This window comes from Streptomyces capoamus (assembly GCF_014654935.1).
In the GTDB taxonomy this organism is placed as follows: Bacteria; Actinomycetota; Actinomycetes; order Streptomycetales; family Streptomycetaceae; genus Streptomyces; species Streptomyces capoamus.
Window position 1 is genome coordinate 131,227 of the sequence record NZ_BNBF01000013.1, and the last position, 23,522, is coordinate 154,748.

The 23,522-nt window shown below is 73.1% G+C and carries 24 protein-coding genes and 1 riboswitch; of the genes, 17 read left to right on the forward strand and 7 right to left on the reverse strand.

What is annotated here, in order from left to right; translation table 11 throughout:
• The first annotated feature begins 42 nt into the window (after positions 1 to 42).
• Positions 43 to 202, forward strand: a riboswitch (cyclic di-AMP (ydaO/yuaA leader).
• Between the two features lie 12 nt (positions 203 to 214).
• Positions 215 to 970, forward strand: a complete 756-nt coding sequence (locus IE312_RS21275; RefSeq protein ID WP_189983943.1) for a M23 family metallopeptidase — start codon at positions 215 to 217, stop codon at positions 968 to 970.
• A gap of 196 nt (positions 971 to 1,166) precedes the next feature.
• Positions 1,167 to 1,853, forward strand: a complete 687-nt coding sequence (locus IE312_RS21280; protein WP_189983944.1) for a GntR family transcriptional regulator — start codon at positions 1,167 to 1,169, stop codon at positions 1,851 to 1,853.
• Between the two features lie 269 nt (positions 1,854 to 2,122).
• Here IE312_RS21280 and IE312_RS21285 read toward each other — a convergent pair whose 3' ends face one another.
• Positions 2,123 to 2,404 (reverse strand): HPr family phosphocarrier protein, encoded by a 282-nt coding sequence (locus IE312_RS21285; RefSeq protein ID WP_030342958.1) that lies wholly within the window; start codon positions 2,402 to 2,404, stop codon positions 2,123 to 2,125.
• 179 nt (positions 2,405 to 2,583) lie between these two features.
• Between IE312_RS21285 and IE312_RS21290 the strand changes: the two genes are divergently transcribed.
• The 5 genes from IE312_RS21290 to IE312_RS21310 are packed head-to-tail and all read left to right on the forward strand — an operon-like array spanning position 2,584 to position 8,344.
• On the forward strand, positions 2,584 to 5,403 hold the full coding sequence (locus tag IE312_RS21290) for a bifunctional acetate--CoA ligase family protein/GNAT family N-acetyltransferase (RefSeq protein ID WP_189983945.1): 2,820 nt from the start codon (positions 2,584 to 2,586) through the stop codon (positions 5,401 to 5,403).
• A 23-nt stretch (positions 5,404 to 5,426) separates the two neighbouring features.
• Entirely contained in the window at positions 5,427 to 5,840 is a 414-nt protein-coding gene (locus IE312_RS21295) for a hypothetical protein (RefSeq protein ID WP_189983946.1), read from the forward strand.
• A gap of 1 nt (position 5,841) precedes the next feature.
• Positions 5,842 to 6,438, forward strand: coding sequence for a DUF5998 family protein (locus tag IE312_RS21300; RefSeq protein WP_189983947.1), 597 nt, complete (start codon positions 5,842 to 5,844; stop codon positions 6,436 to 6,438).
• On the forward strand, positions 6,438 to 7,634 hold the full coding sequence (locus IE312_RS21305) for an alkaline phosphatase family protein (RefSeq protein WP_189983948.1): 1,197 nt from the start codon (positions 6,438 to 6,440) through the stop codon (positions 7,632 to 7,634). Before IE312_RS21300 ends, IE312_RS21305 begins: the two co-directional genes overlap by 1 nt.
• Positions 7,635 to 7,693: 59 nt before the next feature.
• Positions 7,694 to 8,344, forward strand: a complete 651-nt coding sequence (locus tag IE312_RS21310; protein ID WP_030342964.1) for a thymidine kinase — start codon at positions 7,694 to 7,696, stop codon at positions 8,342 to 8,344.
• Between the two features lie 136 nt (positions 8,345 to 8,480).
• Here IE312_RS21310 and IE312_RS21315 read toward each other — a convergent pair whose 3' ends face one another.
• The gene (locus IE312_RS21315) at positions 8,481 to 9,272 is read right to left on the reverse strand and encodes a VOC family protein (protein WP_189983949.1); all 792 of its coding nucleotides are present in this window, start codon (positions 9,270 to 9,272) and stop codon (positions 8,481 to 8,483) included.
• Positions 9,273 to 9,581: 309 nt separating this feature from the next.
• Between IE312_RS21315 and IE312_RS21320 the strand changes: the two genes are divergently transcribed.
• The gene (locus tag IE312_RS21320) at positions 9,582 to 10,433 is read left to right on the forward strand and encodes a sulfurtransferase (protein ID WP_189983950.1); all 852 of its coding nucleotides are present in this window, start codon (positions 9,582 to 9,584) and stop codon (positions 10,431 to 10,433) included.
• A 66-nt stretch (positions 10,434 to 10,499) separates the two neighbouring features.
• Here IE312_RS21320 and sepH read toward each other — a convergent pair whose 3' ends face one another.
• The 3 genes from sepH to IE312_RS21335 form a co-directional block, all read right to left on the reverse strand.
• Positions 10,500 to 11,540, reverse strand: coding sequence for a septation protein SepH (gene sepH, locus IE312_RS21325; protein ID WP_189983951.1), 1,041 nt, complete (start codon positions 11,538 to 11,540; stop codon positions 10,500 to 10,502).
• Between the two features lie 416 nt (positions 11,541 to 11,956).
• On the reverse strand, positions 11,957 to 13,276 hold the full coding sequence (locus tag IE312_RS21330; protein WP_189983952.1) for a D-arabinono-1,4-lactone oxidase: 1,320 nt from the start codon (positions 13,274 to 13,276) through the stop codon (positions 11,957 to 11,959).
• Positions 13,236 to 14,474 (reverse strand): MFS transporter, encoded by a 1,239-nt coding sequence (locus IE312_RS21335; protein WP_189983953.1) that lies wholly within the window; start codon positions 14,472 to 14,474, stop codon positions 13,236 to 13,238. Before IE312_RS21335 ends, IE312_RS21330 begins: the two co-directional genes overlap by 41 nt.
• 171 nt (positions 14,475 to 14,645) lie before the next feature.
• On the opposite strand from IE312_RS21335, the gene IE312_RS21340 reads away from it, so the two are divergent.
• Both IE312_RS21340 and IE312_RS21345 read left to right on the forward strand, forming a co-directional pair.
• Positions 14,646 to 15,773 (forward strand): ferrochelatase, encoded by a 1,128-nt coding sequence (locus IE312_RS21340; RefSeq protein WP_189983954.1) that lies wholly within the window; start codon positions 14,646 to 14,648, stop codon positions 15,771 to 15,773.
• 8 nt (positions 15,774 to 15,781) lie between these two features.
• Complete coding sequence (locus IE312_RS21345; RefSeq protein WP_189983955.1) at positions 15,782 to 16,597, forward strand: inositol monophosphatase family protein; 816 nt, start codon at positions 15,782 to 15,784, stop codon at positions 16,595 to 16,597.
• Between the two features lie 109 nt (positions 16,598 to 16,706).
• On the opposite strand, the gene IE312_RS21350 is transcribed toward IE312_RS21345, so the two are convergent.
• The gene (locus IE312_RS21350; RefSeq protein WP_189983956.1) at positions 16,707 to 16,880 is read right to left on the reverse strand and encodes a hypothetical protein; all 174 of its coding nucleotides are present in this window, start codon (positions 16,878 to 16,880) and stop codon (positions 16,707 to 16,709) included.
• Positions 16,881 to 17,292: 412 nt separating this feature from the next.
• Here IE312_RS21350 and IE312_RS21355 point away from each other — a divergent pair, with 412 nt between their 5' ends.
• The 4 genes from IE312_RS21355 to IE312_RS21370 all read left to right on the forward strand — a co-directional run bounded on the left by IE312_RS21355 (position 17,293) and on the right by IE312_RS21370 (position 20,815).
• A complete protein-coding gene (locus IE312_RS21355; RefSeq protein WP_007387794.1) occupies positions 17,293 to 17,946 on the forward strand; it encodes a response regulator transcription factor in 654 nt (217 codons plus the stop codon).
• Positions 17,947 to 17,952: 6 nt separating this feature from the next.
• Positions 17,953 to 19,209: a sensor histidine kinase gene (locus tag IE312_RS21360; RefSeq protein WP_189983957.1), complete on the forward strand. Its 1,257-nt coding sequence runs from the start codon at positions 17,953 to 17,955 to the stop codon at positions 19,207 to 19,209.
• A gap of 393 nt (positions 19,210 to 19,602) precedes the next feature.
• Entirely contained in the window at positions 19,603 to 19,899 is a 297-nt protein-coding gene (locus tag IE312_RS21365; protein WP_003997302.1) for a DUF4193 domain-containing protein, read from the forward strand.
• A 13-nt stretch (positions 19,900 to 19,912) separates the two neighbouring features.
• On the forward strand, positions 19,913 to 20,815 hold the full coding sequence (locus IE312_RS21370; protein ID WP_189983958.1) for a hypothetical protein: 903 nt from the start codon (positions 19,913 to 19,915) through the stop codon (positions 20,813 to 20,815).
• A gap of 66 nt (positions 20,816 to 20,881) precedes the next feature.
• On the opposite strand, the gene IE312_RS21375 is transcribed toward IE312_RS21370, so the two are convergent.
• Positions 20,882 to 21,346, reverse strand: coding sequence for a DUF3093 domain-containing protein (locus IE312_RS21375; protein ID WP_189983959.1), 465 nt, complete (start codon positions 21,344 to 21,346; stop codon positions 20,882 to 20,884).
• A gap of 112 nt (positions 21,347 to 21,458) precedes the next feature.
• Between IE312_RS21375 and IE312_RS21380 the strand changes: the two genes are divergently transcribed.
• From IE312_RS21380 to IE312_RS21390, 3 genes are read left to right on the forward strand one after another with little or no spacing between them, the layout of a single operon-like run.
• Positions 21,459 to 22,043: a PaaI family thioesterase gene (locus IE312_RS21380; RefSeq protein ID WP_189983960.1), complete on the forward strand. Its 585-nt coding sequence runs from the start codon at positions 21,459 to 21,461 to the stop codon at positions 22,041 to 22,043.
• Positions 22,040 to 22,591, forward strand: coding sequence for a dUTP diphosphatase (dut, locus tag IE312_RS21385; protein WP_189983961.1), 552 nt, complete (start codon positions 22,040 to 22,042; stop codon positions 22,589 to 22,591). Before IE312_RS21380 ends, dut begins: the two co-directional genes overlap by 4 nt.
• 1 nt (position 22,592) lies before the next feature.
• On the forward strand, positions 22,593 to 23,357 hold the full coding sequence (locus IE312_RS21390) for a DUF3710 domain-containing protein (RefSeq protein WP_189983962.1): 765 nt from the start codon (positions 22,593 to 22,595) through the stop codon (positions 23,355 to 23,357).
• Positions 23,358 to 23,522 lie beyond the last annotated feature (165 nt).

A 23,522-nucleotide genomic window follows, 5' to 3' on the forward strand; every position in this document is an offset into this window, starting at 1 on the left:
GTCCGGGCTGTTCGTCAGGCAGTGCGCCGCACCCGCGGCACCGGACAGTCATCGCCGAGTCCCCGTACGGCGCGAGCCAGGGGAGCCGGGGACCCACGTCCCTGGGGTGAATCGGGCGCCCGCGCGACCGCGAGGGGGCTCGTAGGAGACCTTCCTGCTCCGAACCCGTCAGCTAACCCGGTAGGCGAGAGGGAAGGAAAGGACCAGCCACTTCATGGCGTTCATGTGCGCCACCGGGAAGCACCGCAAGCCCGGCCGGGTCAAGCGGACCACCGCCCAGGCGGCCGGCGTCGCGGCCCTCACCACCACCGGCGTGATCGGCACCCTCGCCGCCTCTCCGGCGCTCGCCGCCGAGAACCCCTCGGAGCAGACCGGCCTCGTCCCCGTCGTGGCCGTGACCGAGGACGTCCCCGAGCAGATCGACGCGCAGGCCACCGCCCAGCAGCAGGCCGCCGAGCTGAAGGCGGCCCAGGAGGCCGCGGCGAAGGCCGCCGCGAAGCGGGCCGAGGAGGTGCGCGCGGCCAAGGCGCGTGCCGCCCGCGAGGCGGAGCGCAAGCTGCTGAACAGCTTCGTGGCCCCCATCGTGCACTCGTACGTCTCCACGGGCTACCAGGCCAGCAGCTCCCTGTGGTCCTCCGGCTCGCACACCGGTATCGACTTCCACGCGGCCAGCGGCACCGCCGTGCACGCGGTGGGCTCCGGCACGGTCGTCTCCACCGGCTGGGGCGGCGCGTACGGCAACCAGATCGTGATCCGCATGGCGGACGGCATGTACACCCAGTACGGGCACCTGTCGTCCATCGGGGTCACGGTGGGCCAGAAGGTGGTCCCGGGCCAGCAGATCGGCCTGTCCGGCGCCACCGGCAACGTCACCGGACCGCACCTGCACTTCGAGGCGCGGACCGGCCCCGAGTACGGCTCGGACGTCGACCCGGTCGCCTACCTCCGCAACCACGGCGTGCACATCTGACGCCCGCGCACGACCGCCCGAGGCCCCGGCTCACCGAGTCGGGGCTTTCGCCGTTTTCGGGGCATCCGCCGGATCCGCTGACCAAAAAATATCCATTATCGAGGGCCCGCCGTCGGAAATTCCGGCTCATTGCAATAGAGTCACCGGACACACGTCCATCGTCGGCGTTTCACGGGGATTAAGGCGGAGGTCGGTCATGCGTATTCCGGCGCACTCGGTGTGCACCGCTGTCCGGGACGACATCGTCGCGGGTGTCTACGAACGCGGCAGCCGTCTCACCGAGGAAGTCCTGGCCCGTCGCTACGGCGTCTCGCGCGTCCCCGTGCGCGAGGCCCTGCGCACCCTGGAGGCCGAGGGCTTCGTGGTGACGCGCCGGCACGCGGGCGCGTGCGTGGCCGAACCGACCGAGCAGGACGCCGCCGACCTGCTGGAGATGCGGGTGCTGCTGGAGCCGCTGGGCGCCGCCCGGGCCGCCCAGCGGCGCACGGAGGCCCATCTGAAGGTACTGCGCGGCCTGGTCCGGATGGGCCAGGAGCGGGCCCGGCGGGACGGCGGCGAGGACCTGCGCTCACTGGACGGCTGGTTCCACGAGACCCTCGCCCAGGCCTCCGGCAGCCCCTCGCTGACCTCGATGCTCACCCAGTTGCGGCACAAGATCGCCTGGATGTACACGGTGGAGGCGCCGGCCGGCCCGGTGCAGTCCTGGGCGGAGCACGGCGCCATCGTGGACGCGGTGGCGCGCGGGGACGCCGAGCGCGCGCGGGCGCTGACCACCCTGCACGCCGAACGCGCCGCGGGTGCGCACCGGCTGCGTTTTTCCGGTGCCGCGGAGCGTGTGAGGACTTCGCAACGTGCCGTCAACATGTCGGGCCAGCGGCATTAACACGGGCGCCGTATACAAAGGGGAGCAATTCCCGGGCGAGCGTCTTTTCTGCTGCCCGAAATCCGGGTGCGGTAATTCACGCGGTTTCCCGGAGAGTCGTCATGCGGTTTCCGGAAGTGTGGTCACGCGGTTTCCGGGAGGGGCGTCACGCGGTTTCCCGGGCGTCCGGTGAATCGACGGTCGCGGCGGGGCGGCGGAGGGCGCGGGTACGGCGGAGCCGCGCCGCCCCGGAAGGCGAACGCGGCTCCGGTGTCATGCGCGGTGCTCGCTCAGACGGTCTCGGGCAGCTCCTCCAGGCCCTCGGAGACCAGCTTGGCCAGCCGGTCGAGTGCGGCGTCCGCACCCTCGGCGTCGGAGGCGAGGACGATCTCCTCGCCGCCCTGGGCACCGAGGCCCAGGACGGCGAGCATGGAGGCCGCGTTGACGGGGTTGCCCCCGGCCTTGGCGATCGTCACCGGGACGCCTGTGGCCGTGGCGGCTCGGACGAAGATGGAGGCGGGGCGGGCGTGGAGGCCCTCGGCCCAGCCGACGTTGACGCGGCGCTCAGCCATGTGTTGCTGCCCTTCGGTGTTCAGGGTTGTCTAGACCAGTTTCCCATATCGTGAAGCGTGCCCGGAGGGGGACGTGCGTCCCCCTCCGCCGTGGCGCCGGACCGCGGCCTCGGTCCGGCTTCCCGTCCTCCACAGACTGCCTCGCGCCACTGTCGTACGCGAGCCGTACTCTGGGGCCCATGCAGACCTCGGCGGACCGGCAGGACCGGCACCAGTACCCCGCCCACTGGGAGGCGGACGTGGTGCTGCGTGACGGGGGCACCGCACGCATCCGGCCCATCACCGTTGATGACGCCGACCGCCTGGTCAGTTTCTACGAGCAGGTCTCGGACGAGTCGAAGTACTACCGCTTCTTCGCGCCGTACCCACGACTCTCCGCCAAGGACGTCCACCGCTTCACGCACCACGACTTCGTGGACCGGGTGGGACTCGCGGCCACCATCGGCGGCGAGTTCATCGCCACCGTACGCTACGACCGCATCGGCGCCGACGGCATGCCCGCCTCCGCGCCCGCCGACGAGGCCGAGGTCGCCTTCCTGGTGCAGGACGCCCACCAGGGCCGCGGGGTGGCGTCCGCCCTGCTGGAACACATCGCGGCCGTCGCACGCGAGCGGGGCATCCGCCGCTTCGCCGCCGAGGTGCTGCCCGCCAACACCAAGATGATCAAAGTGTTCACGGACGCCGGCTACACGCAGAAGCGCAGCTTCGAGGACGGGGTCGTCCGCCTGGAGTTCGACCTCGAACCCACCGACCGGTCCCTCGCCGTGCAGCGCGCGCGGGAGCAGCGCGCCGAGGCCCGCTCGGTACGACGGCTCCTCGCACCCGGCTCCGTCGCGGTCGTCGGCGTCGGCCGCGCCCCCGGCGGAGTGGGCCGCAGCGTCCTCGGCAACATCCGGGACGCGGGCTACGCCGGCGCTCTGTACGCCGTGAACACGGTCTTCCCGGAGGATCTCGGGGAGGTCGACGGGGTGCCCGCGCACCGCTCGGTGCGGGACATCGGCGGGCCGGTGGACCTCGCCGTCGTCGCCGTACCGGCCGAGCAGGTGCCCGCCGTGGTCGCCGAGTGCGGCGAACACGGGGTGCAGGGGCTGGTCGTGCTGTCCGCCGGGTACGCCGAGAGCGGCCCCGAGGGGCGCGAACGGCAGCGGGCCCTCGTCCGCGCCGCGCGCGCGTACGGCATGCGCATCATCGGCCCCAACGCCTTCGGGATCATCAACACCGCCCCGGACGTCCGGCTGAACGCCTCGCTGGCCCCCGAGATGCCCCGCCCCGGCCGCATCGGGATGTTCGCCCAGTCCGGCGCCATCGGCATCGCCCTGCTGTCCCGGCTGCACCGGCGCGGCGGAGGCGTCACCGGCGTCACCGGCGTCTCCACCTTCGTCTCCGCGGGCAACCGCGCCGACGTCTCCGGCAACGACGTCCTGCAGTACTGGTACGACGACCCGGAGACCGACGTCGTCCTCATGTACCTGGAATCCATCGGCAACCCCCGCAAGTTCAACCGCCTCGCCCGGCGGACGGCGGCCGCCAAGCCCCTGGTGGTGGTCCAGGGGACCGGTACGGCACCGCAGGGCCACGCGGTGCGGGCCACGCGGCTGCCGTACGCGACCGTCTCCGCGCTGCTGCGGCAGGCCGGCGTGATCCGGGTCGACACGATCACCGAGCTGGTCGACGCCGGGCTGCTGCTCGCGCGCCAGCCGCTGCCCGCGGGCCCCCGCGTGGCCATCCTCGGCAACTCCGAGTCGCTGGGCGTCCTGACGTACGACCGGTGTCTGGCCGAGGGGCTGCGGCCCGCCCGGCCCGTGGACCTGACGACCGGGGCGAGCGCGCAGGACTTCCACCGGGCGCTCGCCGCGGCGCTGGCCGACGGCACGAACGACGCCGTCGTCGTCACGGCGATCCCCGCGATCGGGGAGGCCTCGCCGGGGGACGCCGAGCTGGCGGAGGCGCTGCGCTCGGCCGCGGCCGCCGTGCCGGGGAAGCCGGTGCTGGTGGTGCACGTGGAGCTCGGCGGGCTGGCCGAGGCCCTGTCCGCCGCGGCGAGCACCGCGCCGGGCGCCGGGGACAGGGCACCCGGCCTCGCGGAACGGGCCGCACAGGCAACCCCCGCCGCCCTCACAGCCCCTCCCGAAGGCACCCACCTCATCCCCGCCTACCCGGCCGCCGAACGCGCCGTACGGGCCCTCGCCGAGGCCGTGAAGTACGCCGGGTGGCGGCGGGAGGCGGCCGACCCCGGCAAGGTGCCCGAGTACGACGACATCGACGAGAAGGGGGCCGCCCGGCTGATCGGCGAGCTGCTCACGCGCGGGGAAGGGCTCACCATCCCCGACGCGGAGACGTGCGAACTGCTCGGCAGGTACGGCGTGCCCGTGCGCCGCGCCCTGCCCGCGCTCACCCCCGGGGCCGCCGTCGAGGCCGCCCGCGCGCTCGGCTACCCGGTCGCCCTCAAGGCCACCGCCCCGCACCTCAGGCACCGCGCCGACCTGGGCGGAGTCCGCCTGGACCTCGCCGACGAGGACCAACTGCTCCGCGCCTACACCGAGTTGACCGACCTGTTCGGGAAACCGGAGGAGCTGCGTCCGGTGGTGCAGGGCATGGCACCGCGCGGGGTCGACACGGTCGTCCGCGCGGTGATCGACCCGGCGGCCGGCGCCGTGCTGTCCTTCGGCCTGGCCGGTGCCGCCTCCCAGCTGCTCGGCGACATGGCCCACCGGCTGGTCCCGGTCACCGACCGGGAGGCGGCCTCGCTGGTGCGCTCGATCCGGACGGCCCCCCTGCTGTTCGGCTGGCGCGGCTCCACCCCGGTGGACACCCCGGCGCTGGAGGAACTGCTGCTGCGGGTGTCCCGGCTGGTCGACGACCACCCGGAGGTGGTGGCGGTCACCCTGGAACCGGTCGTCGTCGCCCCGCACGGCGTCAGCGTCCTCGGTGCCACCGTACGGCTCGCGCCCCCGCCCGCCCGCGACGACCTGGGCCCGCGGACCCTGCCGGCCTACTGAGCGGGCCGGGGGAGGGGGAGCGCATGGAGATCGCCGGCCGGAAGCTGCCCGAGGGCAGTTGGTGGGACTGGGAGATCACCGCCTGCGACGCGGGGCGGCTGCGCCTGGCCGCCGGGTACGACGTGACCTACCACCACGGTCTCGAAGTGATCTTCACCGATCCGCTGTTCGTCTCCTGCCCGCCGGCCTTCCGGGACCCCGTCTTCCGTCCGCCCGCACCCGCGGAGACGGCGCGTCTCGCGCGGGTCCTGGGGGAGGCCGCGCCCCTGGTCGTCGCGTTCGAGGCGGACGCCGGCGGCCGGGAGGCCGTCTCCTGCCTGGTCGCCGCCGAGGGGTTGGTCATCCGGCCGGGGCGCTGGTCGAGAGACCCGCGCGCGGGGGCGCAGGCTCTTCCCGGTCCGCGCGACTGGCCCGGACCGCCCCTGCCCACGGATTAGGATGGACGCCATGGCCAAGACCAGTACGACGACCCAGGGGCTGCGCGCGGCGATCGAGCGCAGCGGCTACTACCCGGCCCTCGTGGCCGAGGCGGTGGAGGCCGCGGTGGGCGGCGAACCCGTCCGGTCGTACCTGGTCCACCAGGAGACGACGTTCGACCAGAACGAGGTCCGCCGGCACGTGACCGTGCTGGTCCTCACCGGCAACCGCTTCATCGTCAGCCACACCGACGAGCAGGCCGCCGACAGCACCTCCCCGACGCCGTACGCCACCACCTCCACCGAGTCCGTGAAACTCGACCGGATCTCCTCGGTCGTGGTGAGCCGGGTGGTCGCCAACCCGGAGCAGTACACGCCGGGCACGCTGCCGCGCGAGGTCGTGCTGACCATCGGCTGGGGCGCGGTCAGCCGCATCGACCTGGAGCCCGCCGCCTGCGGCGACCCCAACTGCGACGCCGACCACGGCTACACCGGCAGCTCCACGGCGGACGACCTCAGCCTGCGGGTCAGCGAGGCCGGGGACGGTCCGGAGACGGTGCGCCAGGCGCTCGTCTTCGCGCAGGCCATCTCGGAGGCGACCGCGGACCTCGCGCGCTGATGTCCCAGCTCTCCGCCTGGGACCACCCGGAGCCCCTCGCCCTGGACACCGCTCCGCTGCCCGAGTACGGCACCGGCTCGCTGGCCGACCTGCTGCCCACCCTGGCCGCCGGCATGGGCGTGCCCGGCATGACCGCCACGATCGCGGAACTGACCGCCGCCGACCGGGTCTGCGTCTTCCTGATCGACGGGCTCGGCTGGGAGCAGCTCAGGGCGCACCCGGACGAGGCCCCTTTCCTGACCTCCCTGCTCGGCAGCTCGCGCGGCGGCACCGGCCGCCCGCTCACCGCCGGCTACCCGGCGACCACCGCCACCTCCCTCGCCTCCGTCGGCACCGGGCTGCCGCCCGGCCTGCACGGCCTGCCCGGGTACACCGTGCGCGACCCGGGCACCGGCGCGCTGATGAACCAGCTGCGCTGGCAGCCGTACACGGAACCGCGCGCCTGGCAGCCGTACCCCACCGTCTTCCAGCGGGCCCACGAGGCCGGGGTGCACGCCGCCCAGGTGTCCTCGCCCGCCTTCGCGCAGACCCCGCTCACCAAGGTCGCGCTCAGCGGCGGCAGCTTCCACGGCCGGCTCAGCGGCGAGGACCGCATGGACCTGGCCGCCGCACAACTGGCCGCCGGGGACCGCGCGCTGGTCTACACGTACTACTCCGAGCTGGACGGCGCCGGGCACCGCTACGGCATCGCCTCCGACACCTGGCGCGGCCAGCTCATGTACGTCGACCGGCTCGTCCAGCGCCTCGCGGAGCAGCTGCCCCCGCGCAGCGCCCTCTATGTCACCGCCGACCACGGGATGGTCGACATCCCGTTCGACGAGCAGCACCGCATCGACTTCGACGAGGACTGGGAGCTGCGCGCGGGCGTGGCCCTGCTGGGCGGCGAGGGCCGGGCCCGGCACGTGTACGCGGTGCCGGGCGCCGCGAACGACGTCCTGACCGTCTGGCGCGAGGTGCTCGGCGGGCAGTTCTGGGTGGCCTCGCGGGACGAGGCGATCGCGGCCGGCTGGTTCGGGCGGCCCGGCGAGTGCGACGAGCGCGTGTACCCGCGGATCGGCGATGTGATCGCCGCCGCGCACGACGACGTCCTGATCATCGCCTCCGAGCGGGAGCCCAAGGAGTCGGCGCTGGTCGGCAACCACGGTTCGATGACCCCTGCCGAGCAACTGGTCCCGTTGCTCGAAGTACGTTCCTGAAGCACTCCGCACTCCCGGCCGCCCCTCCCGACGACTCACCGAAAGGTGCCCAACCCCTCATGCCCGAGCTGGTGTTCTTCTCCGGAACGATGGACTGCGGGAAGTCGACGCTGGCTCTGCAGATCGAGCACAACCGTTCCGCGCGCGGACTGGCGGGCATGATCTTCACCCGGGACGACCGCGCGGGCGAGGGCAAGCTCTCCTCCCGGCTGGGCCTGGTCACCGACGCGGTGGAGGTCGAGGACGGCCAGGACCTGTACGCCTACCTCGTGGACCACCTCTCCCAGGGCGGCCGGGCCGACTACGTGATCGCGGACGAGGCGCAGTTCCTCGCGCCCGAGCAGATCGACCAGCTCGCGCGCGTGGTGGACGACCTCGGCCTGGACGTCTTCGCCTTCGGCATCACCACCGACTTCCGTTCCAAGCTGTTCCCCGGCTCGCAGCGGCTGGTAGAGCTGGCCGACCGGATCGAGGTGCTCCAGGTGGAGGCGCTGTGCTGGTGCGGCGCCCGGGCCACGCACAACGCCCGCACGGTGGGCGGCGAGATGGTGGTCGAGGGCGCCCAGGTGGTCGTCGGCGACGTCAACCAGTCCGCGGGCGAGGTCGGCTACGAGGTGCTGTGCCGCCGCCACCACCGGCGCCGGATGACCGCCGCGTCGGCCCGCGCGGCGGCCCTGTCCCCGGACGTCCTGCCCGTCCCGGCGCCCTGAGGCGCCCCTGAGGACTCCCGGCGGCTCCCGGCGACTCCCTTGGTGTCCTGGTGACTTCCGTGGGTTCCCGGCGACCGGCGTGGCCTTCCGTGGCCTTCCACGGCCTCCCGTGCGGGCACCGGCCCGCACGGCTCGCTCACCGCGGGTCCTGGACCACCGAGAACTCGGCGCCCTCCGGGTCCGCCACCGTCGCCACCCGCCCGTGCGGGCTGTCGTGGGCCGGCCGGAGGACCCGCCCGCCCAGCCCGGACACCTGCCGCAGTGTCGCGCCGATGTCGGCGACCTCGAAGTACGTCTGCCAGTACGGCCCCCGGTCCCGGGGGAGGGCCTGGCCCACGCCGTGCAGCCCGGCCACCGGCCGGCCGTCCAGGCGCAGGGTCAGGTAGTCGAAGCCGGCGGAGGCCACCGGCTCCTCCTCGTAACCGAAGACGCTCTTGTAGAACTTCCCGACGCCTTCCGTGTCGTAGGTGACCAGTTCGTTCCAGACAGGCGTGCCGGGCACCCCGCTGATCGCCGTACCGAAGTACGCGGAGCCCTGCCAGATCCCGAACACCGCCCCGGAGGGGTCGGCGGCGATCGCCATCCGCCCGGCCTCGGCGGCGTCCAGCGGCCCGACGGCCACCGTGCCGCCGCGCAGCCGTACCGTATCGGCGGTCCGGTCCACGTCGACCGAGGCGAAGTACGGCGTCCAGGCGACCGGCAGCCGGCTGTCGGGCGGCAGGTGTCCCATGCCCGCCACCTCACGCCCGTCCAGCAGCGCCCGCACGTACGGGCCCAGCTGCTGCGGGCCCGGCCGGAACTCCCAGCCGAACAGCTCACCGTAGAACTCCTCGGTGGCGTCCAGCCCGTGCGCCATCAGGCTCACCCAGCAGGGCGTGCCGGGCACGCGCCGCGCGTGCGGACCGGCCGGATCCCGTGCCTCGGTCATCGATCACTCTCTCCCCGGCCCCTCGCGGTGGCCGTGTCGCTTCCGCTCCCCGGAAGGGGTGTCCGCGCCGCTGGCGCGTATGCCCGTGCCGGTACCGCATCCTCCGGCGGCGCCGCAGCTCCGCTCGGCCGTCACCCCGGGAGGATGCCCGTTCTGCCGTCTTTCGCCGCTTCCTGACGAGGGCCGGCGGATGTCCGTCGGCTGTACAGCCCGTGCTCGATCCAGTACACCCGGTGATCGAGCCTGTCCGGCCGAGCAGAGTAGCCGGACCTGGACGCCGCGGCCACCCCTGGCGTATGGATGGACGCCATGACAGTCATCATCACCGCATCCCATCTCGCGGACGAGCTGGCCGGGGAGACCCCGCCGACGCTGCTGGACGTGCGCTGGCAGCTCAGCCTGGCGAAGGCGGCGGGCGCGCCGACCTTCGACGGCCGGGCCGAGTACGCGGCCGGCCACATCCCCGGCGCGGTCTTCGTCGACCTGGACCGGGAGCTGGCCGCCGCGCCCGGCGCGCGGGGCCGGCATCCGCTGCCCGACCTCGCGGAGTTCGGTGCCGCGATGCGCCGTGCGGGCGTGTCGGCGCGGCGGCCGGTCGTCGTGTACGACGGCGGACAGGGCTGGGCCGCCGCGCGCGCGTGGTGGCTGCTGCGCTGGACGGGTCACCCGGACGTGCGGGTGCTCGACGGCGGGTTGCCGTCCTGGCGGGGCGAGCTGTCCACCGAGGTGCCGGATCCGGCCGGGGGCGACTTCACCCCGGTGCCGGCCGCCGCGGGGCTGCTGGACGCGGACGGGGCCGCGGCCCTGGCCCGTACGGGTGTGCTGCTGGACGCGCGCGCGGGGGAGCGCTACCGCGGCGAGGTGGAGCCGATCGACCGGGTCGGCGGGCACATCCCGGGCGCGGTGTCGGCGCCGACGACGGAGAACGTGGGCCCCGACGGCCGCTTCCTGCCCGCGGCGGAGCTGAAGGACCGCTTCAAGGCCCTGGGCGTGTCCGAGGACACCGAGGTGGGCGTGTACTGCGGCTCGGGTGTCTCCGGCGCCCACGAGGTCCTCGCCCTGGCGGTGGCGGGCATCGAGGCGGCCCTGTACGCGGGTTCGTGGTCGGAGTGGTCCTCGGACCCGGCGCGGCCGGTGGCGGTGGGGGCGGACCCGCAGTAGCAGGCAGCGGCGGGCAACCCGAAGAGGGGGCACGCGCGTGCCCCCTCCCACGGCCCTGCGGGCGGCCTACTCCTGCTTCTTGCGGCGGGTGCCGAAGACGATCTCGTCCCAGCTCGGCACGGCGGCGCGGCGGCCGGGGCGGACGCCGTCGGCCTCGGCCTGCCGGTCGGTGGCGCCGACGAGCCGGTCGCGGTGGCTGCCGACGGAACGCGGCATGAGGACGTCCGCGTAGGCGGAACCGGCGGACGCGGCGGGTGCCGGCGGCTCCTCGGCGGCGGGTTCGTCGTCGGGTTCCTCCGTGGGCTCCGCCGGGAGTTCCGGGACCACCAGGTCGCCCCGGAAGCTCGGGACCGCCTCCAGCAGGCTGGTCAGTGAGTCGCGCTCGCCCGTGCTCTCCTCGTCCGGCTCCGGGACCTGCGCGGGCAGGCCGGGCCGATCGCGGTCGAGCCGTTCGAGCGCGCGGTCCATCGAGCGCTCGCGCGGCAGCCGGGCGATGCGCGGGACGAACGGGAAGCTCGGCTCGGGCACGGCGAGGTCGTCGGACTCGCCGATCAGCGAGCGCGCCTCCCCGTCGACGGCCTGCACGAGCCGCCGGGGCGGGTCGTACGTCCAGCTCGCCGAGTGCGGTTCGCCCGCGACCCGGTAGACGAGGAGCACCTCCCAGGTGCCGTCGTCGCGGCGCCAGGAGTCCCACTGCACGGTGTCCTTCTCGGCGCCGCGCAGCAACAGCCGCTCCTGCACGGCCTCGCCGAGCAGCGGGCCGGAGTTCTCGCCGGGGCGGCGGACGGGGGTCTTGCGGGCCCGCTCGGCCATGAAGGCGCGCTCGGCGAGCACCGGGCCCTCGAAGCGCCGGACCCGGTCGACGGGGATGCCGGCGAGCTGGGCGACCTCTTCCGCGGTGGCCCCAGCGCGTATCCGCGCCTGGATGTCACGCGGGCGCAGATGGCTCTCGACCTCGATCTCGATCTGGCCGAGGCGGGGACGGTCACCGCGCACGGCGGCGCGCAGGCGTTCGTCGATCGGTAGCGTGTACTCCGTGGAGTCGGCAGCCTTGAGCACCAGCCGTGTGCCGTCATTGGAGACGGCCACGACACGCAGTTCGGGCATGGGGACCTCCCGGGTGGTGCCTGCCGACGTCACGTGCGTCGCTGCTTCCGCTAGTCGAGTGTGGCCTGCCCGGGTGCAGCCTGCCACAACCTTGCCGAGTTGCCCGGCGTGTCGGGCACGGGCCCGGGACCGCCGTTATGGCACGGTTACCTGTTCGCAACGCTAAGTGACCAACTCCGTCACCCTGTGCAACTAGCCCCCCTCCCGGCGGTCCTGGCAAGGCCCCGGACACCCAGGTGGGAGACCGGACCCAGGGCTCGCAACAGTACTCCATTCGGACCACCTGCGTGGATCGGCGCGCCGCCCAACTTCTGGCAAGGAATGCGACTTGGCCCTCCGCAACCGGTTTTCCTTGATCATGCCCGTGGCGAACGTCACGTTCCCCGCCGGAAGCGGAACCGATGGTTTCGGCCCGGCTACGCCCCCAGCACCCTGCGCAGGTAGTTGTTCTGGAACAGCTGGTCGGGGTCGAGGCGGTCGCGCAGCGCGGTGAACTCGCCGAAGCGCGGGTACACCCGGGAGAAGTACCCGGCGTCCCGCGTGTGCACCTTGCCCCAGTGCGGGCGGCCCTCGTGCGCGGTGAAGATGCGTTCGGCGGCGGTGAAGTACGCCTGGTAGGGCGCGCCCCGGAACATGTGCACGGCGATGTAGGCGCTGTCCCGGCCGGAAGCGGTGGACAGGGTGATGTCGTCGGCCGGCGCGGTGCGCACCTCGACCGGGAAGCCGATCCGCAGCCCGGAGCGGTCGACCATGGCCTTCAGCTCACGCAGCGCCGGCACCAGGGCCGCGCGCGGGACGGCGTACTCCATCTCCACGAAGCGCACCCGGCGCGGGGAGGTGAAGACCTTGTAGGGGATGTCCGTGTACGTGCGCGCGGACAGGGCCCGGCTGGAGACCCGCGCGATCGCAGGGACGGTCGCGGGGGCCGCGCGGCCGACCCACTGGGCCACCTGGAAGACGCCGTTGGAGAGGAACTCGTCCTCGAACCACCCGGCCAGCCGCCCCACCGGCTGTTCGGGGCCGGCGCTGCGGTTGTTGCGCTTGGTGTTGGTGTTGCCGGTGTGCGGGAACCAGTAGAACTCGAAGTGTTCGTTCTCGGCCCACAGTTGGTCGAACTCGGCGAGGACGCGCTCGAAGGGCATGGGCTCCTCGCGCGCGGTGAGCAGGAAGAGGGGCTCCACGGCGAAGGTGATCGCGGTGACGACGCCCAGCGCGCCGAGGCCGATGCGGGCCGCGGCGAAGACCTCCGGGTTCTCCTTCTCGGAACAGGTGAGCACCGAGCCGTCGGCCGTGACGAGTTCCAGGCCCTTGATCTGCGCGGCGATGGACGCCGACGCGCGGCCCGTGCCGTGGGTGCCGGTGCTGGTGGCCCCCGAGACGGTCTGCTCCATGATGTCGCCCATGTTGGTGAGCGAGAGGCCCTCGCGCGCGAGAGCGGCGTTCAGTCGCTTGAGTGGGGTGCCCGCCTCCGCCGTGACCGTCATGGCGGCCCGGTCGATGGTGCGTATACCGGTCAGCAGGTGAGGACGTATCAACACACCGTCGGTGGCGGCGATCGAGGTGAAGGAGTGCCCGGTCCCTACCGCCTTCACCTTCAGGCCGTCCTCCCGCGCCCGGCGCACCGCCGCGGCCAGCTCCTCCACCGAGGCCGGCGCGACCTGCCGGGCGGGCCGGGCGGAGACGTTCCCGCCCCAGTTACGCCACGTGCCGTTCTTCCCGCTCGCTGTGCTGCTCAACGGTGCCTCCCCGACCCGTGGCCGGCCTGCGCAGCCGGCGGTACCCGAGGAAACCGACCACGACCGCGACGGCCCCGGACACGGCCGGAACCCCGTACCCGGCCCGCGCCCCGGCCGCGTCGATCACCCAGCCGGCCACGGAGGAGCCGACCGCGATGCCGACGGCGAGGCCGGTGCTCACCCAGGTCATGCCCTCGGTGAGCTGCGCGCGCGGTACGTGCTCTTCGATGAGGGACATCGTCGTGATCATCGTCGGTGCGATGGACAGGCCCGCAACGAACAGCGCCACGGCCAGAAGCGGCAGGTTTCCGACCAGTAGGAGGGGGATCATACTCACGGCCATCCCCGCCACGCCCAGCAGCCAGCGGCGTTCCGGCGCACCGCGGAAGCGCAGCAGCCCGAAGACCACGCCCGCCACGCAGGATCCGGCCGCGTACAGCGCCAGGACCAGGCTCGCGGTGCTCTTGTGGCCGCGCTCGTCGGCGAAGGCGACGGTCACCACGTCCACGGCGCCGAAGATCGCGCCGGTCGCCACGAAGGTCGCCACCAGCACCTGCAGCCCCCGCGCGCGCAGGGCGCTGCCGCCGCCGTGGCGCTCGCGCGGGTGCGGTTCCGGTTCGGTGGCGCGCTGGGCGGTCAGCCAGAGGACGCCGGCCGCCAGGAAGCAGGCGGCCAGCAGGGGACCCGCCTCCGGGAACCAGGCCGTGGACAGGCCGATGGAGACGATCGGCCCGAAGATGAAGCAGACCTCGTCCACGACCGACTCGAACGAGTAGGCGGTGTGCAGCATGGGGGTGCCCCGGTACAGCGCCGCCCAGCGGGACCGGACCATCGCCCCCAGGCTCGGCACCGTCCCGATCCCGGCCGCGCAGACGAACAGCACCCAGTCCGGCCCCCTCAGGTGGGCGGTGAGCAGCAGCCCGGCCGTCGCGGCCAGCGCCACCAGGGTCGCCGGGCGCAGCACGCGGCGCTGCCCGTGCCGGTCCACCAGCCGGGAGATCTGCGGGCCCACCGCGGCGGCCGACAGCGCCATGGCGGCCGACAGGGCGCCCGCGAGGCCGTACCGCCCGGTGAGCTGGGAGACCATCGTGACCACGCCGATGCCCATCATCGACAGCGGCATCCGGCCGATGAGGCCCGCGGCGGAGAAGGCCTTGGTGCCGGGCTCGGCAAAGAGGGCTCTGTAGGGGCTGGGCACGTGGTCTCCGGGACGGCTCGGTAAGGCGCGATGGCGGCTGATACAGCTTACGAGCCGGAACGCCCCGGCGGCACCGGGCGGAACGCACCGGGAAACCACCCCGGCCCGGCCGGATCCGACTCCCCGCCGCGCTGTTTCCTCGCTGTCGGTGCCGGGTGGCAGGATCGACCCATGCCAGACGCGCTCGATGCCACCCCGTACGACGCCCTGCTCCTGCTCTCCTTCGGCGGCCCCGAAGGCCCGGACGGCGTGGTCCCGTTCCTGGAGAACGTCACGCGCGGGCGCGGCATCCCCAAGGAACGCCTGAAGGAAGTCGGGCAGCACTACTTCCTGTTCGGCGGGGTCAGCCCCATCAACGACCAGAACCGGGCGCTGCTGGACGCCCTGCGCGAGGACTTCGCCGAACACGGCCTGGACCTGCCGGTCTACTGGGGCAACCGCAACTGGGCGCCGTACCTGACCGACACCCTGCGCGAGATGGCCGCCGACGGCCGCCGCCGCATCCTCGTCCTCGCCACCAGTGCCTACGCCTCCTACTCGGGCTGCCGCCAGTACCGGGAGAACCTCGCCGACGCGCTGGCCGCCCTGGAGGCCGAAGGCCTGGAGCCGCCCAGGATCGACAAGCTGCGGCACTACTTCAATCACCCCGGGTTCGTCGAGCCCATGACCGACGGCGTCCTGCGCGCCCTGGAGGACCTCCCCGAGGACGTCCGCGCGGGCGCCCACCTCGCCTTCACCACCCACTCCATCCCCACCGCGGCCGCCGACACCTCCGGCCCGGCCGAGGCGCACGGCGAGGGCGGGGCCTACGTCCGGCAGCACCTGGACGTGGCCCGGCTGATCGCCGACGCCGTCCGCGAGCGCACCGGCGTGGACCACCCCTGGCGGCTCGTCTACCAGTCCCGCTCCGGCGCCCCGCACATCCCGTGGCTGGAGCCGGACATCTGCGACCACCTGGAGGAGCGGCACGCGGCCGGCGTCCCCGCCGTGGTCATGGCGCCCATCGGCTTCGTCTCCGACCACATGGAGGTCCTCTACGACCTCGACACCGAGGCGAAGGCCAAGGCCGAGGAGCTGGGCCTGCCGGTGCGCCGCTCGGCCACCGTCGGCGCCGACCCGCGGTTCGCCGCCGCCGTCCGCGACCTGATCGCAGAGCGCGCCGCCGTCGAGCGCGGCGAGGAGGTCACCCCGTGCGCCCTGGGCGCCCTGGGCCCGAGCCACCACCTCTGCCCGGTCGGCTGCTGCCCCGCCCGTGCGCCCCGCCCGGCCGCCGCCGGCGCCGACAGCCCCTACGCGTGAGGAGAGCCGTGACCGACGCCCTCCACCGGGACCTGCTCGCCCTCGCCCGGGAGGCCGCCCGCCGCGCCGGCGAGCTGCTGCGCGACGGCCGCCCCGCCGACCTGGCCGTGGCCCGGACGAAGTCCAGTCCCGTCGACGTCGTCACGGAGATGGACATCGCGGCGGAGAAGCTGATCACCGACCTGATCTCCGGGCAACGCCCGGACGACGGCTTCCTCGGCGAGGAGGGGGCCTCGGTCGGGGGCACGAGCGGCGTCCGCTGGGTGATCGACCCGCTCGACGGCACCGTCAACTACCTGTACGGACTGCCGACCTGGGCGGTGTCGGTCGCGGCCGAACAGGACGGCGAGACCGTCGTCGGCGTGGTCGCCGCTCCGATGCGCGGCGAGACCTACCACGCCGTGCGCGGCGGTGGCGCGTGGGCGACCGGCGCGTGGGAGGGCGAGCGGGCGCTCGCCTGTCGTCCCGCGCCCCCGCTGGACCAGGCCCTGGTCTCCACCGGGTTCAACTACGTCACCGAGGTCCGCACCCACCAGGCCGAGGTGGCCGCCCGGCTGCTCCCGCTGCTGCGGGACATCCGGCGCGGGGGCTCGGCAGCCGTCGACCTGTGCGACGTGGCCTGCGGCCGGCTCGACGGGTACTACGAGCGGGGTCTGCACCCGTGGGACGTCGCGGCCGGGGACCTCATCGCCCGGGAGGCGGGCGCGCTGACCGGTGGGCGGCCCGGGGAGCGCCCCTCGGGGGACCTGACCGTGGCGGGGACGCCGGGGGTCTTCGAGCCCCTCCAGCGGCTGCTGGAGGACTTCGGGGCGTGGCACGACTGACCGGGACGCCGGGGCCGGCCGCGGAGGGCCGCCGGCACCGGACCGCCCTCGCGCGCGAAGGGACCCCGGCGCTGGATTCGCCGGGGTCCCTCCGCGTGCTTCGGGCCGATCAGACGCGTGACGCGCCGACCTCCACACCGTGTTCGGCGGCGAGGCGTCGCAGGTCGTCGAGCTCTGCCTGCTCCACCTCTACGAGGAAGTCGTCGCCCTCGTCACGAGCCCGCGACAGGTGGGACTCGGTCGCTCTTATGCGCTGCAGAAGTCCTGCGGTGAAAGCGTCCATGCTGCGCCCCCTCGTCCAGGGTCGTGGGTCGGTGGCACGGGGGTGTGCCGTAGGGAAGGGGCGATCACGTCTCTCGCGGGTGCCCAGCGCTGCCCGGCCGGGCGGCGACGGTGCCGGACACCCACGCCCGCTCTGCGAAGCGGAGGGCAAGGTGCCGCATGGTGCTGCGGCACATGCAGAGCGTGATCGCGGGGTGTAAAGCCGTCCTCCCCCAGCTCCCTCCCGCGGAAACCTCAACCGGCGGAGTATTTCGCGTATTCCCGCCCCCGAAATCCCGTGCCGGCGGCCCGGACCCCGCCTTACAGCCGACTTATGGCCGAAAAGGGCAGGATGGGGGTCACACCCACGGACATCCCTGCCCGCGCGCGCCCACGGCGCGCTACGCGGGTGGACATGAGGAAGGACAAGCGACGTGCGCGTACTCGTCGTCGAGGACGAGCAATTGCTCGCCGATGCGGTGGCCACCGGACTGCGCCGGGAGGCCATGGCCGTCGACGTCGTGTACGACGGTGCCGCCGCCCTGGAGCGCATCGGCGTCAACGACTACGACGTGGTCGTCCTCGACCGCGACCTCCCGCTCGTGCACGGCGACGACGTCTGCCGCAGGATCGTCGAACTGGGCATGCCCACGCGCGTGCTCATGCTCACCGCGTCCGGCGACGTCAGCGACCGCGTCGAGGGCCTGGAGATCGGAGCCGACGACTACCTGCCCAAGCCGTTCGCCTTCAGCGAGCTCATCGCGCGCGTGCGCGCCCTCGGCCGCCGCACCAGCGTGCCCCTGCCGCCGGTCCTGGAGCGCGCCGGCATCAAGCTCGACCCCAACCGCCGCGAGGTCTTCCGGGACGGCAAGGAGGTCCAGCTCGCGCCCAAGGAATTCGCGGTGCTGGAGGTGCTCATGCGCAGCGAGGGGGCGGTGGTCTCGGCGGAACAGCTGCTGGAGAAGGCCTGGGACGAGAACACCGACCCGTTCACCAACGTGGTGCGGGTGACGGTGATGACGCTGCGCCGCAAGCTGGGCGAGCCCCCCGTCATCGTCACCGTGCCCGGCTCCGGCTACCGGATCTGATCCCCCGTGGCCACGACACCCGCGCCGCCCCAGGCACCCCCGAAGCCCACCTGGGACCCCAGGAGGCCGCAGCCGCCCTTCCCCTGGCTGCGCCCGACCATCCGCATACGGCTGACGCTGCTGTACGGCGGCATGTTCCTGATCGCCGGCATCCTGCTGCTGTCGATCATCTACCTGCTCGCCGCCCAGGCGATCAGCACCGGCAACCAACCGCTGTTCAAGATCGTCAGCGGTTCGGCGATCAAGGTCACCAGCGACAACTGCCCCGCGGTCACGGCGATCAACAACGGCCCGGTGCCGCTGCCGGACTTCAATGACGCGATCGCCCACTGCGTGGACCAGCAGCGCCAGGGGGCCCTGGACAACCTGCTCAGCCGCTCGCTGCTGGCCCTGCTCGGCCTGGCCGTGATCGCCTTCGCGTTCGGCTACGCGATGGCCGGCCGCGTGCTGTCCCCGCTCGGCCGGATCACCCGCACCGCCCGCCAGGTGGCCGGCTCGGACCTGTCCCGCCGCATCGAGCTGGACGGCCCGGACGACGAGCTGAAGGAGCTGGCGGACACCTTCGACGACATGCTGGAGCGGCTGCAGCGGGCCTTCACCGCCCAGCAGCGCTTCGTCGGCAACGCCTCGCACGAGCTGCGCACCCCCCTCGCGATCAACAGGACGCTCCTCGAGGTGCACCTGTCGGATCCGAACGCGCCGGTGGAGCTTCAGCAGCTCGGCAAGACACTGTTGGCCACCAACGAGCGCAGCGAGCAGCTCGTCGAGGGCCTGCTGCTGCTCGCCCGCAGCGACAACCAGATCGTCGAGCGCAAGCCGGTCGACCTGGCCGAGGTCGCCACGCAGGCCGTCGACCAGGTGCACGCGGAGGCCGAGACCAAGGGCGTCTCGATCCGCGGTGAGCGCAAGCCGGCCGTGGTGCAGGGCAACGGCGTGCTGCTGGAGCGGATCGCGCTGAACCTCGTGCAGAACGCCGTGCGGTACAACGTTCCTGAGAAGGGCTGGGTCGAGGTCACCACCGAGGTCCGGCACGGGCAGGCGGTGCTCACGGTCACGAACACCGGGCCGGTGGTGCCGGCGTACGAGATCGACAACCTCTTCGAGCCGTTCCGGCGGCTGCGTACCGAGCGCACCGGCAGCGACAAGGGGGTGGGTCTGGGTCTGTCGATCGTCCGGTCGGTGGCCCGGGCGCACGGCGGGCACATCCTGGCCCAACCCCGTGAGGGCGGTGGTCTGGTGATGCGCGTCACCTTCCCGGTATGACTGCATAGCGACACACGCGGACGTTGTTCGCTGCACGCGGAATTTTTCGACCGCCGGTCGGGGTTCTTCTTGTGTGATCGATCACATGGGCGGAATTCCGGCCATGTACCCACAGTGATCATGACACAGGGTGGAAAGCCGGGAAAGTCCTGGTTTTCAGGGCTCTTGATCACGGGAAGTACACGGTGAGGCGCCTTTGAGGTGCGGCATTCGAACCGTGTACGGTCCTCACCGCCAGCCAAGCCGATCACTCTTGAGAGGTCGGGTTGGGTGTCGATTGAGTAACAGACCTTGATGTGAGGCAAAATCTCCGCCTCAGGTCGGGCACAAGTCCGGCCTCTCACGCGTTACGTGCGCTGGAGACACCGCAGACACCCAGAGGGGGAGAGCGATATGGCAACCGATTACGACACTCCACGCAAGACCGACGACGACGTCGACTCGGACAGCCTTGAGGAACTGAAGGCCAGGCGGAACGACAAGTCCACCTCATCGGTGGACGTCGACGAGTTCGAGGCCGCCGAGGGCCTCGAACTGCCCGGAGCCGACCTTTCCAACGAGGAGCTGGCCGTCCGGGTGCTGCCCAAGCAGCAGGACGAGTTCACCTGCATGAGCTGCTTCCTGGTGCACCACCGCAGCCAGCTGGCCCGGGAGAAGAACGGTCAGCCGATCTGCCGCGACTGCGACTGAGGACGGGTCGGCCATGTCTGGCTCGACCCCTCCCCGGAAGCGCCGCTTCTCCCTCCGGAAAGCGGACCAAGGGCCGGTCGACGGCCCGCACGACGCGCGTGACGACGAGCGGGGCTCATTTGGAGCGGGAGCCTCGCTCGGGCCGGCGCCCGACCGGGACGACCTGTCGGCGCCGGCACAGCACCCCGCTCCCGCCGCCCGGCGCCGGGCGGCGGCGATCCGGGACAGGGCCAGGGAACTGACCCGGGAAGGCGCCCAGCGGGGCGGCAGCCGGGCCCGCGCGGGACTGGCGTACCTCGCCGACCGCCTCATCGAGATCGCCCCGCGCATCCCCGTACGCGACCTCGCGACCCTGCGGCGGCAGTTCCCCGGCCTCGGACCCGAGGAACTCGCCGACAGACTGGTGGCGGGCGCGGCGGCCGGCACCTCCACCGTCGGGGCCGGGATCGGGGCGGCGGCGATGCTGCCGGTGCCGCCGGCCATGCCGACCGAACTGGCCGCCGAGATCACCGGGGTCGCCGCGATCGAGCTGAAACTCATCGCCGAGCTGCACGAGGTCTACGGGGTCCGCCCGCCGGGCAGCCTCAAGACCCGCACCGCCGCGTATCTGTCCTCCTGGTCGGAGGAGCGCGGGATCGACGTGCTGAAGCCGTCGACGTACGACACGGCCCTGGGCGGCCGGATGAAGCGCCGGCTGCGCCAGCAGATCATGAAGCGGATGATCCGTGACCTGCCCAACCTGATGCCGTTCATGGTGGGAGCCGCGGTCGGGGCGGTCATGAACCGCCGGGACACCAGGAGAATCGCCGCCCGCGTCCGGGACGACCTGCGCAAGATCCAGGTTCCCTGGGACGCGCTGCCGGAGCTGCCACCCCTGGAGGAGCCGGCCGATCCCGTCGACCCGGGCCGGCTGTAGGCGCACCGCTGCCCGGCCACGGGCGGGCCGGGCCGGCTGCAGGCGGGCGACGGGGGCCGGGCCGCCCTAGGGGTGTGCTGTCCGGGCCGCCTCGATGGCCGCGGCCAGCCGCTCCGGTTCCCGCGTCGACAGGTACAGGTACGGCGTCGGGTCCTGCGGGTCGGTGACCTCCACCTTCAGCGCCGTCGGGATGTAGGCGCGCAGCAGCAGGAAGGCGCGGGTGTCGGCCTTGTACGTCCGCCAGGCGCGGGCCTCCTCCGCGTCCAGCACCTCGGCCGCGCCCAGCGCCGTCACCGGCACCTTCGCCTCGCCCGCGATCAGGAAGCCGCCCACGACCCGGATGCGCGGGGAGCCGTACGCGCTCGCCACCACGGCGGCGGCCGCCGTACCGCCGACCAGGCCGCCGAGCAGCGGCAGGGTGCCGAAGGGCAGCAGGATCAGGGCGAACGAGACGCCGACCAGGAAGCTGACCAGCCACCACGAGCGGGGGGCGGTGAGGCGTTCTTCGTAGGGGGTGGCGGAGAGCTGCATGGAGCCAAGCTTGGCACGGGATCGGCACACCGCCGGAGCCGGGGCGCTGCGCGCGGAGCGCTGTCGGGGAGGGCGGCCGTGGGTGCCGGGCGGGCGGGTAAGGTCTGCGGCTGTGAGTGGTAGTTCCGCAGCTCTTCAGCCCCCCGCCGACGCGGGGAAACCGGTACGGCACCCCGACGCGCCCGCGCCCGGGGAACTTCTCGGTGCCCACTACGAACACTGTTTCGGGTGCGGCCCCGGGCAGCCGCACGGACTCCACCTGGAGGCCCGGGCCGGCGAGGGCGTCTCGCTGACCGCCGAGTTCACCGTGCAGGTGGCCCACCAGGGTGCCCCCGGCCTCGCGCACGGGGGAGTACTGGCCACGGCGCTGGACGAGACCCTCGGTTCGCTGAACTGGCTGCTGCGGACCATCGCCGTCACCGGGCGGCTGGAGACGGACTTCGTGCGGCCCGTGCCCGTGGGCACAACGCTGCACCTGGAGGCCGAGGTCACCGCCGTCGCCGGGCGGAAGATCTACTCCACCGCCACCGGACGCCTCGACGGCCCCGACGGACCGGTGGCCGTGCGCGCCGACGCGCTCTTCATCGAGGTCAAGGTGGACCACTTCATCGACCACGGCCGCGAGGAAGAGATCCAGGCCGTCATGAACGACCCCGACCGGATCCGGCGCTCCCGCGCCTTCGAGGTGAACCCGTGAGCCGTGACCCGCTGAACGTGCTGATCCGCCGCGTCGACCCGGACGTACCGCTCCCGGCGTACGAGCACCCCGGGGACGCCGGAGCCGACCTGCGCACCACCGAGGCGTGCGTGCTGGAGCCGGGCGAACGGGCCGTCCTGCCCACGGGGGTGTCCATCGCGCTGCCCGAGGGGTACGCGGCCTTCGTGCATCCGCGTTCCGGCCTCGCCGCCCGCTGCGGTGTCGCCCTCGTGAATGCCCCGGGGACGGTTGATGCCGGGTACCGTGGGGAGATCAAGGTGATCGTGGTGAACCTCGACCCGCGCGAGCGCGTGCGGTTCGAGCGCTTCGACCGGATTGCCCAACTGGTCGTCCAGCAGGTCGAGAGGGTCCGCTTCCAGGAGGTCGCGGAACTTCCCGGCTCGGCGCGGGCCGAAGGGGGCTTCGGGTCCACCGGCGGCCATGCCGCGGTGGGCGGCGAGAGCGGCACAAGCGGTCAGGCCGCCGAGGGCGGTCCGACGGGTGGGAATCGATACGCTTCGGTCGTATCCGACCGGGAAGGACAGTGACGTGTTCGGACGTCGCAAGAAGAAGGGTGCCGCCGAGGACGCGGCCGGCGAGGCCGAGCAGGTCGTCGACAGCGTCGACACCGAGGCGGACGAGGTGGAGGCCGGGCGCGAGCGCGTCCGGCTGGAGCCCGGGCCCCGGCCCGACGGGCCGTGGGACAGCAGCGAGGTGCGCGACCCGGCCGAGGGCCGCGTGGACCTCGGCGGTCTGTTCGTGCCGGGCGTCGACGGCATGGAACTGCGGGTCGAGGTCGCCGGTGACGCCATCGTCGCCGCGACCGTCGTGCTGCGTGACAGCGCCATCCAGCTCCAGGCGTTCGCCGCGCCCAAGCGCGAGGGCATCTGGGGCGAGGTCCGCGAGGAGATCGCGTCCGGCATCACCCAGCAGGGTGGCGTCATCGACGAGGTCGAGGGCCCGCTCGGATGGGAGCTGCGCGCCCAGGTGCCGGTGCAGCTGCCCGACGGCACCGGCGGCTTCCAGGTCGTGCGGTTCGTCGGCGTGGACGGTCCCCGCTGGTTCCTGCGGGGTGTGATCTCCGGGCAGGGCGCGGTGCAGCCGCAGGCGGCCGGACTGCTGGAGCAGATCTTCCGGGACACCGTCGTGGTCCGCGGCGAGGGCCCGATGGCCCCGCGCGACCCCATCGTCCTGAAGCTGCCCAACGACGCGCAGATGGTCCCCGAGGGGGTCCAGCAGCAGGAGGAGGGCTCGCGCTTCTCCGGCGGGATGGGGCAGCTGCAGCGGGGTCCCGAGATCACGGAAGTCCGCTAGACGCTCCGCTGGTTCCGCCGTTCGTCCCGGCGGGCCGTGCCTCCTGGCGCGGCCCGCCTTTTCGCGTGGTGACGCTGTCGGGCGTGCTGACGCTGTCGGGAGCCTCGTCGCCGGGTGGGGTCGCGGCGTCGGGACGGGCCGTCGCCGGGGCGTTGCCGGGTGGGG